This window comes from Halomonas sp. NPDC076908 (genome assembly GCF_050269715.1).
In the GTDB taxonomy this organism is placed as follows: Bacteria; Pseudomonadota; Gammaproteobacteria; order Pseudomonadales; family Halomonadaceae; genus Vreelandella.
Window position 1 is genome coordinate 17,722 of sequence record NZ_JBNNIW010000031.1, and the last position, 16,303, is coordinate 34,024.

13 protein-coding genes and 4 tRNA genes are annotated in these 16,303 nt (G+C 54.6%); all 17 read right to left on the bottom strand.

Features of this window, described 5'->3' with window-relative positions; translation table 11 throughout:
* Window positions 1-88 precede the first annotated feature (88 nt).
* Window positions 89-559 (bottom strand): 30S ribosomal protein S7, encoded by a 471-nt coding sequence (rpsG, locus tag ACQKE4_RS15915; RefSeq protein ID WP_008959172.1) that lies wholly within the window; start codon window positions 557-559, stop codon window positions 89-91.
* A gap of 163 nt (window positions 560-722) precedes the next feature.
* On the bottom strand, window positions 723-1,097 hold the full coding sequence (gene rpsL / locus ACQKE4_RS15920; protein ID WP_008959173.1) for a 30S ribosomal protein S12: 375 nt from the start codon (window positions 1,095-1,097) through the stop codon (window positions 723-725).
* A gap of 237 nt (window positions 1,098-1,334) precedes the next feature.
* Window positions 1,335-5,549 carry a DNA-directed RNA polymerase subunit beta' gene (gene rpoC, locus ACQKE4_RS15925; RefSeq protein WP_427389321.1) on the bottom strand — a complete coding sequence of 1,405 codons (4,215 nt, stop codon included), beginning with the start codon at window positions 5,547-5,549 and terminating at the stop codon, window positions 1,335-1,337.
* A 10-nt stretch (window positions 5,550-5,559) separates the two neighbouring features.
* Window positions 5,560-9,636, bottom strand: coding sequence for a DNA-directed RNA polymerase subunit beta (gene rpoB / locus ACQKE4_RS15930; RefSeq protein ID WP_427389322.1), 4,077 nt, complete (start codon window positions 9,634-9,636; stop codon window positions 5,560-5,562).
* Window positions 9,637-9,939: 303 nt separating this feature from the next.
* Window positions 9,940-10,308 (bottom strand): 50S ribosomal protein L7/L12, encoded by a 369-nt coding sequence (gene rplL / locus ACQKE4_RS15935; RefSeq protein WP_427389323.1) that lies wholly within the window; start codon window positions 10,306-10,308, stop codon window positions 9,940-9,942.
* Between the two features lie 127 nt (window positions 10,309-10,435).
* The gene (rplJ, locus tag ACQKE4_RS15940) at window positions 10,436-10,942 is read right to left on the bottom strand and encodes a 50S ribosomal protein L10 (RefSeq protein WP_290670072.1); all 507 of its coding nucleotides are present in this window, start codon (window positions 10,940-10,942) and stop codon (window positions 10,436-10,438) included.
* A gap of 5 nt (window positions 10,943-10,947) precedes the next feature.
* Window positions 10,948-11,169, bottom strand: a complete 222-nt coding sequence (locus tag ACQKE4_RS15945; protein WP_427389324.1) for a hypothetical protein — start codon at window positions 11,167-11,169, stop codon at window positions 10,948-10,950.
* Between the two features lie 99 nt (window positions 11,170-11,268).
* Window positions 11,269-11,961: a 50S ribosomal protein L1 gene (gene rplA / locus ACQKE4_RS15950; RefSeq protein ID WP_427389325.1), complete on the bottom strand. Its 693-nt coding sequence runs from the start codon at window positions 11,959-11,961 to the stop codon at window positions 11,269-11,271.
* Window positions 11,962-11,963: 2 nt separating this feature from the next.
* Entirely contained in the window at window positions 11,964-12,395 is a 432-nt protein-coding gene (rplK, locus tag ACQKE4_RS15955; RefSeq protein WP_016419070.1) for a 50S ribosomal protein L11, read from the bottom strand.
* A gap of 133 nt (window positions 12,396-12,528) precedes the next feature.
* Window positions 12,529-13,062 (bottom strand): transcription termination/antitermination protein NusG, encoded by a 534-nt coding sequence (nusG, locus tag ACQKE4_RS15960; RefSeq protein WP_290836847.1) that lies wholly within the window; start codon window positions 13,060-13,062, stop codon window positions 12,529-12,531.
* 8 nt (window positions 13,063-13,070) lie between these two features.
* A complete protein-coding gene (gene secE, locus ACQKE4_RS15965; protein WP_022520874.1) occupies window positions 13,071-13,454 on the bottom strand; it encodes a preprotein translocase subunit SecE in 384 nt (127 codons plus the stop codon).
* 73 nt (window positions 13,455-13,527) lie between these two features.
* Window positions 13,528-13,603 (bottom strand) — tRNA-Trp (locus ACQKE4_RS15970).
* A gap of 202 nt (window positions 13,604-13,805) precedes the next feature.
* Window positions 13,806-13,880: transfer RNA gene (locus tag ACQKE4_RS15975), tRNA-Thr, on the bottom strand.
* Between the two features lie 13 nt (window positions 13,881-13,893).
* Window positions 13,894-13,967 (bottom strand) — tRNA-Gly (locus ACQKE4_RS15980).
* Between the two features lie 109 nt (window positions 13,968-14,076).
* A tRNA-Tyr gene (locus tag ACQKE4_RS15985) sits at window positions 14,077-14,160 on the bottom strand.
* Window positions 14,161-14,313: 153 nt separating this feature from the next.
* Window positions 14,314-15,153 carry a type III pantothenate kinase gene (locus ACQKE4_RS15990; protein ID WP_427389326.1) on the bottom strand — a complete coding sequence of 280 codons (840 nt, stop codon included), beginning with the start codon at window positions 15,151-15,153 and terminating at the stop codon, window positions 14,314-14,316.
* Complete coding sequence (locus tag ACQKE4_RS15995; protein WP_427389327.1) at window positions 15,150-16,145, bottom strand: biotin--[acetyl-CoA-carboxylase] ligase; 996 nt, start codon at window positions 16,143-16,145, stop codon at window positions 15,150-15,152. Before ACQKE4_RS15995 ends, ACQKE4_RS15990 begins: the two co-directional genes overlap by 4 nt.
* Window positions 16,146-16,303: the final 158 nt, after the last annotated feature.

A 16,303-nucleotide genomic window follows, 5' to 3' on the forward strand; every position in this document is an offset into this window, starting at 1 on the left:
GAAACAACGTGCATATATAAACGCGAACTTTATAAACACTGCGCTTACAAACGCCGTACTTAAAAACGCCGTTCTTAAAGCGACGCTCTTAGAAACGATAGTGCGAGAAAGCTTTGTTGGCTTCGGCCATACGATGCACGTCTTCGCGCTTCTTAACAGCAGAACCTTTGCCTTCAGCGGCATCCAGCATTTCGCCAGCCAGACGCTGCACCATGGTTTTCTCACCGCGGCGACGCGCCGCATCCACCAACCAACGCATTGCAAGCGCTTGACGGCGAGACGGACGTACTTCAACCGGCACCTGATAGGTCGCACCACCAACGCGGCGCGACTTCACTTCGACCATAGGCTGAATAGCTTCCAGCGCTTTGTCGAAGATCTCCAGCGGATCTTCTTTACTACGCTCGGCAACCTTGTCCAGCGCACCGTAAACGATACGCTCAGCTATGGACTTCTTACCGCTGACCATCAGGTGGTTCATGAACTTCGCCAGACGCTCACTTCCGAACTTAGGATCCGGCAGGATGTCGCGTTTAGCTACTACTCTTCTTCTAGGCATGATAAGCCCTCAATTAAGGATCTTTCAGGTAAACCCGGGACTCATGCTGCGTACAAGACGCTTAGCGTCGCCCGACCTTACTCTTATCAGACCGTCAAATTCGTGATAATCGTTACTCAACACACCCAACTAAAGTGGCCGCGCTGTACAGCAACCCCATCCCTTAGGACTTAGGACGCTTAGTACCGTATTTAGAACGACCCTGACGACGGTTTTGTACGCCGGAGGTGTCAAGGGCGCCACGAACGGTGTGATAACGCACACCTGGCAAATCCTTTACACGGCCGCCGCGAATCAAAACGACAGAGTGTTCTTGAAGGTTGTGACCTTCACCACCGATGTACGAAGAGACTTCAAAGCCATTCGTCAGGCGTACACGACAAACCTTACGCAGGGCCGAGTTAGGCTTCTTCGGGGTGGTGGTGTAAACGCGCGTACATACGCCGCGTTTTTGCGGACAGGCCTGCAGCGCTGGCACGTCACTTTTGGTGACGGGGCGCTTGCGCGGCTTGCGCACTAGCTGATTAATCGTTGCCATGGTGTTTAGCTGACTCCAATGGTTGCCTTAGCCTTTAAACAAATACGGGCAGCGGATGCGGGCGCACCCACCCCACTGTTAAAGGCTGCGCATTCTAAAGGCTGACCCTATGTTACGTCAAGCCTCGCCGGCGGTTTAACCGGCAAGACTGCGCTTTTTCAGGTCAGCTGCTCGTTTTACTTACTCTTTTTAACTACTGTTTTGACTACTTTTTTAACTACTGAATCAAGCGCCAATTTACAGCTCATCGTCTGAATCGAGAGCGGTCAACTGGGCACCTAACTCCTGCTCAATTTCGGTAGCCGAAGGATTGAACAGTTGCTCAACGTCTTCGCGTTTGCGGCGACGCTCTGCGTGGTGAGTCAAACCGGTACCCGCCGGAATCAGACGTCCAACTACCACGTTTTCTTTCAAGCCGCGCAGGTAATCGCGCTTGCCGGTCACCGCTGCTTCGGTCAATACGCGGGTTGTCTCCTGGAAGGAGGCCGCAGATATGAACGACTCGGTTGCCAAGCTGGCTTTGGTGATACCCAGCAGCATGCGCTGATACTTGGCTGGGAATTTCTTCTCTTTTTCAAGACGTACGTTCTGCTCCAATACACGCACTAGCTCCGCTTGGTCGCCAGTGATGAAGTCAGAATCACCTGAATCAGAAATCTCCACCTTACGCAGCATCTGACGCACGATCACTTCAATGTGCTTATCGTTAATGCCTACGCCTTGTAGACGATAAACGTCCTGCACTTCGGCAGTGATGTACTTGGCAAGCTCCTCGACACCTAGCAAACGCAGAATATCGTGCGGGTTGCTCGGACCATCGGAAATGACCTCACCCTTCTCAACAGTTTCGCCTTCAAACACGGCGATTTGACGCCATTTTGGGATCAGCGCTTCAAACGGATCGCCAGATTCCGGGGTAATCGTCAGGCGACGCTTACCTTTGGTCTCTTTACCGAAGCTGATAACACCGCTGATTTCGGCCAGAATTGAAGACTCTTTCGGCTTACGCGCTTCAAACAAGTCAGCAACCCGCGGCAGACCACCGGTGATATCTTTGTTGGCCGAGGCCTCAACAGGAATACGGGCAACCACTTCACCTACACCAATGGTGACGCCATCGTCTACGGAGATAATGGAGTTACCAGGTAGCAGATACTGAACCGGCGTATTCGACCCGGAAACAGAGACGTACTCACCAGCGCTATCCTGCAGCATGACCATCGGACGCTTGTCACGGCCCGCCATGGGGCGTGCGGCTGACTCGATAACCTCGATAGAGGAGAGACCGGTCATCTCGTCGACGCTACGGTGCATGGTGACACCTTCGTCTAGGTCGATGAACTGTGCTTTACCCTCTACTTCAGCAACGATCGGGTGAGTGTGCGGATCCCACTTAGCCACGATCGCGCCGGCATCCACTACATCGCCGTCACGTACAGAAAGCTCAGCACCGTAAGGCAGCTTGTAGTACTCACGCTCACGACCATGGTCGTCAGCCACCGCTAAGGCGCTTGAACGCGACACCACGACCAGCTTGCCGTCGGCACGCTCTACGTGCTTGATGTTGTGCAGGCGAACTTTACCGCCGTGCTTAACCTGTACGCTATCAACCGCAGATGAACGCGATGCCGCACCGCCGATGTGGAACGTACGCATGGTCAACTGGGTACCCGGCTCACCGATCGACTGTGCAGCGATAACGCCGACAGCTTCACCAATGTTGACCTGATGCCCACGGGCCAAATCACGGCCGTAACAGGAAGCACATACACCGTGCGCTGTTTCACAGGTAATCGTGGAGCGCACAATGATTTCGTCGACACCCATGGTATCGAGCTCAGCACACCACTTCTCATCCAGCAGGGTACCTTTGGCAAGCTGCACTTCGCCGCTGCCCGGATGAATAACATCCTGCGCCACTACGCGGCCTAGGACGCGCTGGGAAAGCGGCACAATAATGTCGCCGCCTTCGATAATCGGGTGCAGTGTCAAACCATTTTCAGTGCCACAATCGACCTCGGTAATGACCAAGTCTTGTGCCACGTCGACCAAACGACGCGTCAGGTAACCGGAGTTGGCAGTTTTCAGTGCCGTATCCGCAAGACCTTTACGTGCACCGTGGGTCGAGATGAAGTACTGAAGTACGTTCAGACCTTCACGGAAGTTGGCGACGATCGGCGTTTCGATGATCGAGCCATCCGGCTTGGCCATCAGGCCACGCATACCGGCAAGCTGACGAATCTGTGCAGCAGAACCACGCGCACCAGAGTCGGCCATGATGAAGACGCTGTTGAACGAGTCCTGCTCAACTTCGTTACCATCGCGATCAATGACGGTCTCTTTCGAGATACCGACCATCATCGCTTTGGCAACTTTGTCGTTGGCCTTTGACCAGATATCGATAACCTTGTTGTACTTCTCACCCGCAGTTACCAGGCCAGAAGAGAACTGGTCTTCGATCTCTTTAACTTCCGCTTCCGCCGCGTCAACAATTTCCGTTTTCGCTTCGGGAATAACGAAGTCATTAACACCGATAGAGGCGCCGGACCACGTCGCGAGACGGAAACCGGTATACATTAGCTGGTCAGCGAAAATGACGGTCGGCTTAAGGCCGGCACGACGATAGACTTCGTTGATCAGGCTGGAGATCGCCTTCTTCTTCATCGGCTGATCGATCAGCGCGAACGGCACACCTTCCGGCAGGATGCGGAACAGCAGCGCACGACCTACGGTGGTGTCGTAAATGCGGCGATGGAAGCTGCGTTCTCCGGTCTCTTCTTCAACGTCGATCTCGTCGAGACGCACTTTCACGCGGGCGTGGAGCGATACCGACTGCGTACCGAAGGCGCGCTCAACCTCATTAAGGTCAGAGAACACCATGCCTTCGCCTTTGGCGTTGATCTTTTCGCGGGTCATGTAGTACAGACCCAGAACAACGTCTTGCGACGGAACAATGATCGGCTCGCCGTTAGCAGGTGACAGCACGTTATTGGTGGCCATCATCAGCGCACGGGCTTCAAGCTGGGCTTCCAGGGTCAACGGTACGTGTACCGCCATCTGGTCACCGTCAAAGTCGGCGTTGTAGGCAGCACATACCAGCGGGTGCAGTTGGATCGCTTTACCTTCGATCAACAGCGGCTCAAACGCCTGGATGCCCAAACGGTGCAGCGTCGGTGCACGGTTAAGCAGTACCGGATGCTCGCGGATGACATCAGCAAGGATGTCCCACACTTCCGGCAGTTCGCGCTCAACCATCTTCTTGGCGGCTTTAATCGTTGAGGCGTAGCCCAATGACTGCAGCTTGGAGTAGATGAACGGCTTGAACAGCTCCAACGCCATTTTCTTAGGCAGACCACACTGGTGCAGGCGCAGCGTCGGGCCGACGGTAATGACCGAGCGGCCCGAATAGTCAACGCGCTTACCGAGCAAGTTTTGACGGAAACGGCCCTGCTTACCTTTGATCATGTCGGCAAGCGATTTCAGCGGACGCTTGTTGGAGCCCGTGATCGCACGACCACGACGACCGTTGTCGAGCAACGCATCAACCGCTTCCTGAAGCATACGCTTCTCGTTGCGCACAATAATATCCGGCGCATTGAGGTCAAGCAGACGCTTAAGACGGTTGTTACGGTTAATCACACGACGGTAAAGGTCGTTCAAATCAGAGGTCGCGAAGCGGCCACCGTCAAGCGGTACCAACGGACGAAGATCCGGCGGCAGCACAGGTAGCACTTCCATGACCATCCACGCCGGCGCATTGCCGGAGTGGTAGAACGCTTCCAGCAGCTTCAAGCGCTTGGAGAGTTTTTTGATCTTGGTTTCAGAGTTAGTCTGCGGAATCTCTTCGCGCAGGTGGTTAATCTCTTCTTCCAGATCGATGTCTTTGAGCAGCTCTTGAACCGCTTCAGCACCCATGCGGGCATCAAAGTCGTCGCCGAACTCTTCCAGCGCTTCGAAGTACTGCTCGTCGTTCAACAGCTGACCACGCTCAAGCGTGGTCATGCCTGGGTCGATGACGACAAAGCTTTCGAAATAGAGCACGCGCTCGATATCACGCAGGGTCATATCGAGGAACATGCCGATACGCGACGGCAGTGACTTCAGGAACCAAATGTGAGCCACCGGCGAGGCTAGCTCAATGTGCCCCATGCGCTCACGGCGCACGGCGGCTTTGGTTACTTCTACGCCACACTTCTCGCAGATAATACCGCGGTGCTTCATGCGCTTATATTTGCCGCACAAGCACTCATAGTCTTTTACCGGGCCAAAAATCTTGGCGCAGAACAGACCATCCCGCTCCGGTTTAAAGGTACGGTAGTTGATGGTCTCAGGCTTCTTCACCTCGCCAAACGACCAGGAGCGAATCATGTCCGGCGACGCCAGGGTAATCTTGATCGCGTCAAACTCTTCGGACTGAGACTGCGATTTGAGTACTTTCACCAAATCTTTCATGTGACGGCTCCTAGCTCTCTAACTCGATATCGATGCCCAGCGAGCGGATTTCCTTCACGAGTACGTTGAAGGATTCCGGCATGCCTGCCTGCATGGTGTGGTCGCCATCCACGATGTTTTTATACATCTTGGTGCGGCCTTCGACGTCGTCCGACTTGACGGTGAGCATCTCTTGTAGCGTGTAAGCGGCGCCGTATGCTTCCAGCGCCCACACTTCCATCTCACCGAAGCGCTGACCACCGAATTGCGCCTTACCACCCAAGGGCTGCTGGGTAACCAGCGAGTAAGAACCGGTAGAACGCGCGTGCATCTTGTCGTCTACCAAGTGGTTAAGCTTCAGCATGTACATGTAGCCGACGGTAACCGGACGGTCAAAGGCGTCACCGGTACGGCCATCGAATAGGGCCATCTGGCCCGACTCGGGGATATCCGCAAGCTTCAGCAGGTGCTTGATTTCGTGCTCTTTAGCACCGTCAAACACCGGCGTCGCCATCGGCACACCCGCTTTCAGGTTCTTCGCCAGCGCGATGATTTCGTCATCGGTCAGGGAGTCGAGATCCTCAATGCGCGTACCCGGTGTGTTGTACACCTGACCCAGGAAGTCACGAATTTCCGCGACTTGCTGACCGCGTGCATCACGCAGCAGGGCTTCGATCTTGACGCCCAGGCCGCGAGCAGCCATGCCCAGGTGGGTTTCAAGAATCTGACCGACGTTCATACGTGATGGTACGCCCAGCGGGTTAAGCACCACGTCGACCGGCTCGCCCTTCTCGTCAAACGGCATATCTTCGATCGGCATAATCGCCGAGATAACACCTTTGTTACCGTGACGACCAGCCATCTTGTCACCGGGCTGAATGCGACGCTTAACAGCCATGTAGACTTTAACGATTTTCAGTACGCCAGGCGCAAGGTCATCGCCCTGAGTCAGCTTGCGCTTCTTATCTTCAAAGCGCTCGTCCATCTCTTTACGACGGTTTTCCAACTGCTCATCGGCCTGGGCCAATAGCTCGTTGTAAGACTCATCCTGCATGCGCAGTTTGAACCACTGCTGACGCGGCAGCTCGTCGAGGTAATCCTCATCCAGCACGTCGCCTTTCTTAAGGTTCGGGCCGCCGTTAACCGCTTGACCATCAAGAGTACGCTTTAGACGCTCAAAGGTGGCGTCCTCGGCAATACGGTAGGTCTCTTGAAGATCTTTACGCACCTCATCAAGCTGCATACGCTCGATGGTTAGGGCACGTGAATCTTTCTCAACGCCGTCCCGGGTAAATACCTGAACGTCGATGACGGTGCCTTTCATGCCGGTAGGGGCACGCAGCGAGGTGTCTTTAACGTCAGACGCTTTTTCACCGAAGATGGCACGCAACAGCTTCTCTTCTGGCGTGAGCTGGGTTTCACCCTTCGGCGTCACCTTACCGACCAGAATATCGCCAGGGCCTACTTCAGCACCGATGTAAACAACGCCCGCCTCATCCAATTTGGAGAGCGCAGACTCACCCACGTTCGGGATGTCAGAAGTGATTTCTTCTGAGCCCAACTTGGTGTCGCGAGACACACAGGTCAGTTCCTGAATGTGGATGGTGGTGAAACGGTCTTCTTGAACGACCCGCTCGGAAAGCAGAATCGAGTCTTCGAAGTTGTAGCCGTTCCAGGGCATAAAGGCGATGCGCATGTTCTGGCCAAGCGCCAGGTCACCCATATCGACAGACGGGCCGTCAGCGAGAATATCGCCGCGCGCTACGCTGTCACCTGGGCGCACGATGGGGCGCTGGTTCATACAGGTGTTCTGGTTCGAACGGGTGTACTTGGTCAGGTTGTAGATATCAACCCCGGCTTCACCGCCGATGATCTCATCTTCATTAACCCTTACGACCACACGACGTGCGTCAACGGAGTCAATTAAGCCACCGCGGCGCGCTACCGCACAGACACCGGAGTCACGAGCAACAAAGCGCTCCATGCCGGTACCTACCAGCGGCTTCTCGGCACGCAGAGTCGGTACTGCCTGACGCTGCATGTTAGAACCCATCAAGGCGCGGTTAGCGTCATCGTGCTCAAGGAACGGAATCAATGCTGCCGCGACCGATACAACCTGACGTGGCGATACGTCCATCAGCGTCACTTGCTCAGGACGCATAAAGGTCGTTTCACCGCGGTGACGTACCTGAACCAGATCATCACTCAGCTTGTTGGACTCATCTACCGCTGCTGACGCCTGGGCGATAACGAAGTCGCCCTCTTCGATCGCCGAAAGGTGAACGATGTCGTCAGTCAACTGGCGGTCAACCACTTTACGGTACGGCGTTTCTAGGAAGCCGTAGCTGTTGGTGTGGCTGTAGGTTGCCAGTGAGTTGATCAGACCGATGTTCGGGCCTTCTGGCGTTTCGATTGGGCAGAGACGGCCATAGTGCGTGGCGTGAACGTCACGTACTTCGAAGCCAGCGCGCTCACGGGTCAAACCACCGGGGCCGAGTGCGGACACACGACGCTTGTGGGTAACCTCGGAAAGCGGGTTGTTCTGATCCATAAACTGGGAAAGCTGGCTGGAGCCAAAGAACTCTTTCACCGCCGCCGCGACCGGCTTGGCGTTGATCAGATCTTGAGGCATCAGGCCTTCGCTTTCCGCCATGGAAAGACGCTCTTTCACCGCACGCTCTACGCGCACCAGGCCAACGCGGAACTGGTTTTCAGCCATTTCGCCTACACAGCGAATACGACGGTTACCCAGGTGATCGATATCGTCAACGTCACCGAAGCCGTTACGAATATTGATCAGCTCGCGCAGCACATCCAGGATGTCTTTGCGATCAAGCACGCCGGAGCCTGTGTCGGTATCACGACGCAGGCGACGGTTGAACTTCATGCGGCCAACGCCCGACAGGTCGTAGCGGTCCTCAGAGAAGAACAGGTTGTTAAACAGCGTTTCGGCAGACTCTTTGGTCGGCGGCTCGCCGGGACGCATCATGCGGTAGATTTCGACCAACGCTTCAAGCGCGGAGTTAGTCGCATCCAGCTTCAATGTGTCGGAGATGAAAGAACCGCAATCAAGGTCGTTGGTGTACAGGGTTTCAATCAGCGCAATGCCGCCCTGAGCCATACGCTCGAGCACTTCCGGGGTGATCTCGGTGTTGCACGGGCAGATCAATTCACCCGTCTTCGTGTCGATTTGATCTTTAGCCAGGGTTTTGCCGAACAGGTACTCCATCGGCACATCCAGACGCTCAAGGCCGGCTTTTTCTAGCTGGCGAATGTGCTTCTGGGTGATACGGCGTCCTTCTTCAACGATGACATTACCTTCGCCATCTTTGATGTCGAAAGTCGCCGTCTCGCCGCGCAGACGCGACGGTACCAGCTCCACAGAGAAACCGGATTTCTCGATGTGGAAGACGCTGGTTTCAAAAAACTCAGCAAGAATCTCTTCGGTGTTCATTCCCAGCGCACGCATAAGCACCGAGGCCGGCAGTTTACGGCGACGGTCAATACGTACAAAGACGTTGTCTTTGGGATCAAACTCGAAGTCTAACCAGGAGCCACGGTAAGGAATCACGCGGGCTGAGTAGAGCAACTTACCAGAGGAGTGGCTCTTGCCTTTGTCGTGATCGAAGAACACACCGGGCGAGCGGTGGAGCTGGGAAACGATAACCCGCTCAGTACCGTTAATAACAAAGGTACCGTTCTCGGTCATCAGGGGGATTTCCCCCATGTAGACTTCCTGCTCTTTAATATCTTTGATTGCTTTGTTCGAGGAGTCGCGATCATAGATGATCAAGCGAACCTTAACACGCAGCGGGGCGGAGTAAGTCACGCCGCGCAGCTGGCACTCCTTAACATCGAACGCCGGCGTGCCGAAACGGTAGCTGACATACTCAAGCGCGGCATTACCGGAAAAGCTCTCAATCGGAAACACGGACTTAAACGCCGCGTGTAGTCCGACCTCGTGACGCTCGTCGGGCGAACGATCTTGCTGGAGGAAGTCGTAATAGGAATCAAGCTGGATCGCCAGCAAGTAAGGCACATCCATCACTTGGGGCAGTTTGCCGAAATCCTTGCGGATGCGTTTTTTCTCAGTATATGAGTAAGCCATCTGTATTCCCCAGCTTGTTCACCATGGGTGACCGATGCGTGGTCATCGCTGCCCGGCGGGCTTCGTCAGACGCAGACAGCAAGCCCCTCAAATCGGTAGCTCGCCGTCGAAAATCTAGTTCGATAACTCAGTCGTCGATTACACTGTCGTAGATACACATTTTCTACGTTTCTATCGTTCCCGCTGTTTGCAAACAGCACTGCTGCTATTGAACATCAGTTACAACAGAAAAAGGCCGGCAGCGGGATATCCCGCCGCCAGCCGTGGAAGCTTACGCAGCGCGTAAAGCCGTCCGCACAAGAATTACTTGAGCTCGACGGTTGCGCCCGCTTCTTCCAGCTTAGCTTTAGCTGCTTCAGCGTCGTCTTTAGACAGACCTTCTTTGATGGTCGCAGGAGCGCCATCAACAGCACCTTTAGCTTCTTTCAAGCCAAGGCCAGTGATCTCACGAACTGCTTTGATCACGTTAACTTTCTTGTCGCCAGCAGACGTCAGAACTACGTCAAACTCAGTCTGCTCTTCAGCAGCTTCGCCAGCAGCAGCCGGACCAGCCATAACGGCAGCAGCGGCAGAAACGCCGAATTTCTCTTCCATTGCTTCGATCAGCTCGACAACTTCCATTACGGACATGTCGGCTACAGCATTGATGATATCGTCTTTAGACAGTGCCATTGTTTCATTCCTAACTTTGCGGGAGTCTCGGTCAGCCGAGGACTCGGGATTCATTGCTCGGTTCAGGCAGCGCGCTGCTCATGGCTTATCGCGTCAGACGCGTCACGCCGCCTGCAAGAAACGCTGCTTAGGCAGCTTCTGCTTCTTGCTTCTGGTCGCGCAGGGCGGCCAGAGTACGAACCAGCTTGCCAGCGGAGGCTTCTTTCATTACCGACATCAACTTGGCAATTGCTTCGTTGTAAGTCGGTAGGGTTGCCAGACGGTCGATGTCAGCAGCCGGAATCAGCTCACCTTCGTAGGCCAACGCTTTCACTTCGAAGTTCTTGTCCGTTTTAGCAAACTCTTTGAACAGACGAGCAGCAGCGCCCGGATGATCGGTCGAGAAGGCCAACAACGTAGGACCAACGAAGCTATCGTTTAAGCACTCCCACTGAGTGCCCTCGAGAGCGCGGCGAGCCAGCGTATTACGAACAACACGCAGCTCTACACCATTCTCACGCGCCTGCTTACGCAGATCGGTCATTTTACCAACCGTGACGCCGCGAGAATCAGCAACTACGACGGAGAGTGCGCCCTTGGCCGCTTCACTGACCTCGGCAACAATCGCTTTCTTGCCTTCAAGTGCTAGTGGCACAGTGATCACTCCTTCGTGCCGGAACCCAGGAAGGTTCCGGTGGTTACCATCTCTTCCCGTTCCTTACTGCAAAGCAACAGCAGTGCAAAGCGGAAAGCCTTAGGGATGGTGCTCACCAGAAAGCCGTTAAGCTTAACCAACTGGCGGCCACACCATCTGCGCAGGCGCTTATGGGCAATTAAGCCGCTCTTGTTGAGTACAAACAGCGTACTGATCAGGAGCGGCACCTGCGGTCTTTGACGATGCCCCGGCAGTTTTATTCACCAAACGGGGGACCGCAAAGTTCTTGCTCGGTTCTCTTACTTTAACGCTAACGACCTCTCTCTTTACGCGAAAGAGGAGTGATCGATAGTCAGACCTGGGCCCATGGTAGTGGACATGGTCATTTTCTTAAAGTAAATGCCTTTCGACGCACTCGGCTTGAGGCGCTTCAGGTCAGCAACCAGCGCTTCCAGGTTGCCGTTAATTGCTGCAGCATCAAAGTCCACTTTACCCAGGGTAGTGTGGATGATGCCGTTTTTGTCTGTACGGAAACGCACCTGACCGGCTTTGGCGTTTTTAACAGCGGTTGCCACGTCAGGCGTTACGGTACCAACTTTCGGGTTAGGCATCAGGCCGCGCGGACCGAGGATCTGACCCAGCTGACCAACAACGCGCATAGCGTCAGGCGAAGCGATAACAACGTCAAAATCCATGACGCCCTTTTTCACTTGCTCAGCCAAGTCGTCCATACCCACAATGTCGGCGCCCGCTTCTTTAGCGGCATCGGCATTGGCACCCTGGGTGAAGACCGCAACGCGTACATCTTTACCAGTACCGTTAGGCATGACGGTCGCGCCACGCACAACCTGGTCAGATTTACGCGGGTCAACGCCGAGGTTGATAGCGATATCGACAGACTCTTTGAATTTAACGGTAGACAGCTCGGCGAGCAGCGCTACGGCTTCTTCAATAGAGTAAGCTTTGGTAGTGTCTACTTTCTCGCGAATAACTTTCGCACGCTTAGACAGTTTAGCCATGATCAGAGACCCTCCACGTTTAGGCCCATGCTGCGAGCGCTGCCAGCAATGGTGCGCACAGCGGCGTCAAGATCCGCAGCCGTCAAATCAGGCTCTTTCGTTTTAGCGATCTCTTCGAGCTGCTCACGCGTCACAGTGCCGACCTTCTTCTTGTTCGGCTCACCAGAACCGGACTTGATACCAGCGGCTTTTTTCAGCAGCACGGCAGCAGGCGGTGTCTTGGTAACGAACGTGAAGCTACGGTCTGAGTAGACAGTGATCACGACAGGCGTCGGCAGGCCCGGCTCAATTTCTTGAGTCGCGGCGTTGAACGCCTTACAGAATTCCATGATGTTCACGCCGTGCTGACCCAGCGCGGGGCCTACCGGCGGACTTGGATTGGCTTTACCTGCAGCAACCTGCAGTTTGATATAAGCCTGTACTTTCTTGGCCATCTTTAACACTCCAATTGGGTGATAACGCCCGAAGGCTCCCCGGTACTAGTAAAACAGCTGAACCAGCCATTTCACACGAATTAAAACTTACCGCTTACTAACTATTCACTACTAACTATTCACTACTCACCCGTTACTCTTTCTCAACCTGAGAAAACTCTAACTCAACAGGTGTAGAGCGTCCGAAGATCAGCACGCTGACCTGCAGACGACTCTTTTCATAATTCACTTCTTCGACAACGCCATTGAAATCAGCAAACGGCCCATCAACAACGCGCACTGACTGGCCCGGCTCAAACATCGTCTTAGGCCGTGGCTTATCAGTGCCATCTTTTACGCGCATCAAAATTGCATCTGCTTCGCGAGCAGTAATCGGTGCAGGCTTCTCTTTTGTACCGCCAATAAAGCCCATAACACGCGGCGTCTCATTGACGAGGTGCCATGTTTCGTCGGCCATTTCCATCTCGACCAATACATAGCCGGGATAAAATTTGCGCTCACTCTTACGACGCTTGCCGTCACGCATTTCGACGACTTCTTCTGTTGGCACCAGAATCTCGCCAAAGCGATCTTCCATACCATACATTTTCACACGCTCAATAAGCGAGCGCATGACATGCTTCTCAAACCCAGAATAAGCGTGAACGACGTACCAACGTTTGGACATGAAGACTCCTAACCAATGACGCCGGACATTGCCCAGCCAAGAAGAGTGTCGATCAACCACAGCATCAGCCCAACCACCAAAACAGCCACCAGCACAATGGCGGTGGTCTGAATAGTTTCGGGACGGGTCGGCCATACAACGCGCTGAATCTCTTTCTTGGCGCTTCTGGCAAGCTCTACTAAATCACGACCTTTGGTAGTGGTCAGCGCGATCAAACCTGCGATCACACACAATACCACCACACCCAGCACGCGGTAGAGCAGGCCAATATCGGCGAAATAGGTATTACCAACAACAGCAACGACAAGCAGCGCTACGACCGCCGCCCACTTGAGCCCGTCATGGCGCGTCTGTTGCACCTCGGCGCCATGTTTTACAGAACCAGGCTTCATAAAAACGAGACTCCTCAGGGTGCGGCGAACGATAAAAGAATTTTGGAAAAAGACATACCAACCTGGGGAAGGTTGGCAGGCCAGGAGGGAATCGAACCCCCAACCTGCGGTTTTGGAGACCGCTGCTCTGCCAATTGAGCTACTGGCCTGTATCGTCATGTGCATAAACGCGCTTTAATACGCCTACACAACAGCGGGCGCCATGGTAGCGGAGAAAACCACTCCTGACAACCCCTTCTTAATATTCAGAGCCTACAAAAAGTAAGCGCCTGAACACTAGAGACAAAAAAAGCGAGCATCGCTCGCTTTTTTCGCAACTTTTTCCTGCAACAACTTTTTTCTTGCAAAATATGGAGCTCATGGACGGAATTGAACCGTCGACCTCACCCTTACCAAGGGTGTGCTCTACCCCTGAGCTACATGAGCTAAACACAACAACTGGAGCGGGCGGCGGGAATCGAACCCGCACCATCAGCTTGGAAGGCTGAGGTTCTACCTTTGAACTACGCCCGCAGCACCTTGCCTGAATGACAATCCGCTGCGCTCTGCGCCGCCTTGTAGACGATGCCCGCTACCGGCTTTTCATTCAACAGCACCGACCAAGATCGCTGCCATTTAATTCTGGTGGAGAGAGAAGGATTCGAACCTTCGAAGCTTTCGCGGCAGATTTACAGTCTGCTCCCTTTGGCCACTCGGGAATCTCTCCAGCGTGGCGGCATATTATGCCAACCTTCAAGAAAGTGTCAAGACTGATAATCGCTTAAACGTGTCTCTATTTACGCTTAGTTATCAACACTTGATGCATTACTTGATGCATTGCAAAGCGCTTTCGCCTTGCCCTTGAACGCGCTGCATTCTGTCAAAGCAGCATTGAGAATGCAAGTCCCGCGCGAATCTTTTCTAGCGAGACAGGCTCTGGCACTCGCGGCGCGCCGGACATTTTTCCGGCACGCTCAGCGAAGGTCATCGGAAAGCACGCCTCTAAGCCGCCATACACCATATCCGGCCACACGGCATGAGGCACCTGCACCCCCCGCGAAACTACTCGGGCATCGCCGCCCGTTAGCAGCATCGGTAGTGCCACGCTCTCCTGATCACACACTTCGCTGTAAATACGATTAATAGCGCTGACGGCGGCCATATAGATACCGTGATTGACCGCATCCACGGTACGCCGCCCAGGTTCAAGCAATTCATCGGCCTCGCTCTCGGGATCAATGGCCACATTGCGAGTGCCGAGCTTTAAGCTCTCTTTCATCAAGCGCAAGCCGGGGATAATAAAGCCGCCCAGGTGAGTCCCACCGGGCAATACAAAATCAATCGTAATAGCACTGCCGCAGTCCACCGCACAGCAGCCGCCCGCCAACTGATAGCCTGCCAATGCCCCCATCCAGCGATCAACACCCAAGCGCCCCGGCTCTTCATAGCCGTTAACCACGCCCAGCGCCTCATGCGTGGAGTGCGCCACATGCACATGGCGCACACGACTACGAAGCAACGCGACCGTCTCTTCCAATACCGCCGCTCTGGCGACGCTTGAAATGCGCACCGCCTCGACCACATCAAGATCGGGGATATCCGCCCCAGGACGCCACTCTTCGCGGGTCCATACCGCGCCACGCGAACGTATCTCGCTGCTCACGGCATCTTTCAACCGCCACTTAGACAGTGTGTTGCCGATATCAAGATCCAGAATCATAAACGCCTACGTACGCTGATCTCACCGCCGGCTAGGCGTCGCGAGTGACCATTTTCGGTAACCCACAGGTTACCACTCTCATCTACTTCACCCGCTATCGCATCACTGGTCTGCTGGCCTTGAATAACGCGGATAGGTAGGCCTGCATAGGCATGACGCTCGTTCCAGGCATCACGCCATGCGCTAAAGCCGTCCCGCTCAAAGTCAGCCAGCATGACCAACAAACCCGCGACCACATCGGATGCTAGCTGATTGCGTGATAGATCAGGCAATCGCTCGAAAAGCGCCGCGATGGGCTGATCAATGGCTGCGCGCAGAGCGTCAGGTAGCCACAAATTCATGCCCATGCCAATGACTACCTCGCAGGGGCCTGCCGCATCTCCGGTGACTTCGATGAGGATGCCAGCCAGCTTGCCCAGCTCATCGCTCGCGGCATCACCCTGCTCAGAGAGCAAAATATCGTTTGGCCATTTGAGTTTAGGCATCACGCCGTGCTGCTCAAGCACTTGGGCAACCACCACCCCCACCGCCAGGCTCAAGCCTTCCAGCACCGCAATACCCGACTCAAAGCGCCAGCCCAATGAGAGCATTAGGCTCTGCCCCCAGGGCGTCGACCATACGCGACCGCGCCGCCCGCGACCCGCCGTCTGCAGCTCTACCAGGCACACTTCGCCGTGCCCTGCGCCCTGCTCAAAGCGCTGACGCAGATACTCATTACTAGAAGGCAGCTGATCCTCAACAAAAAGACGCGCAAGGTGATGGCGCGCTTGAGCGGGTAAACGCTCAACGATTTTTGCGCCCTCTAAAGGCTCTAGCCGCCGCGCAAGTCGATAGCCACGCCCCTTAACGGCGACGAGCTCAACCCCGAGCGCCTCCAGTTTCTTTAACTGTTTCCACACCGCCGCACGAGAAATACCCAGCGTTTCACCCAGCTGCTCGCCAGAGTGAACCTCGCCATCGCTTAACAAACGCATCAGGTTGCCGATGGTCATGCTCCTGCCCCAGTGGGAAAAGCGCTATTCTAGCGGATGGAGGTTCCCTGCGAAAACTTTCCTGGGGGCGACTAAGGTCGATAAGCATTCCAGTAATATCAGCGAAGCCTTCGACATGGTAGAATATCTATTGGACGCAAGCCCTGAGCCAAGATGGT

Bases quoted from the DNA above. Each gene is read 5' to 3' on its own strand.
- rpoC (WP_427389321.1), bottom strand. From the start codon at position 5,549: ATGAAAGATTTGGTGAAAGTACTCAAATCGCAGTCTCAGTCCGAAGAG.
- secE (WP_022520874.1), bottom strand. From the start codon at position 13,454: ATGAAGCCTGGTTCTGTAAAACATGGCGCCGAGGTGCAACAGACGCGC.
- ACQKE4_RS15990 (WP_427389326.1), bottom strand. From the start codon at position 15,153: ATGATTCTGGATCTTGATATCGGCAACACACTGTCTAAGTGGCGGTTG.
- rplL (WP_427389323.1), bottom strand. From the start codon at position 10,308: ATGGCACTGTCTAAAGACGATATCATCAATGCTGTAGCCGACATGTCC.
- rplK (WP_016419070.1), bottom strand. From the start codon at position 12,395: ATGGCCAAGAAAGTACAGGCTTATATCAAACTGCAGGTTGCTGCAGGT.
- ACQKE4_RS15995 (WP_427389327.1), bottom strand. From the start codon at position 16,145: ATGACCATCGGCAACCTGATGCGTTTGTTAAGCGATGGCGAGGTTCAC.
- nusG (WP_290836847.1), bottom strand. From the start codon at position 13,062: ATGTCCAAACGTTGGTACGTCGTTCACGCTTATTCTGGGTTTGAGAAG.
- rpoB (WP_427389322.1), bottom strand. From the start codon at position 9,636: ATGGCTTACTCATATACTGAGAAAAAACGCATCCGCAAGGATTTCGGC.
- rplA (WP_427389325.1), bottom strand. From the start codon at position 11,961: ATGGCTAAACTGTCTAAGCGTGCGAAAGTTATTCGCGAGAAAGTAGAC.
- rpsL (WP_008959173.1), bottom strand. From the start codon at position 1,097: ATGGCAACGATTAATCAGCTAGTGCGCAAGCCGCGCAAGCGCCCCGTC.
- rpsG (WP_008959172.1), bottom strand. From the start codon at position 559: ATGCCTAGAAGAAGAGTAGTAGCTAAACGCGACATCCTGCCGGATCCT.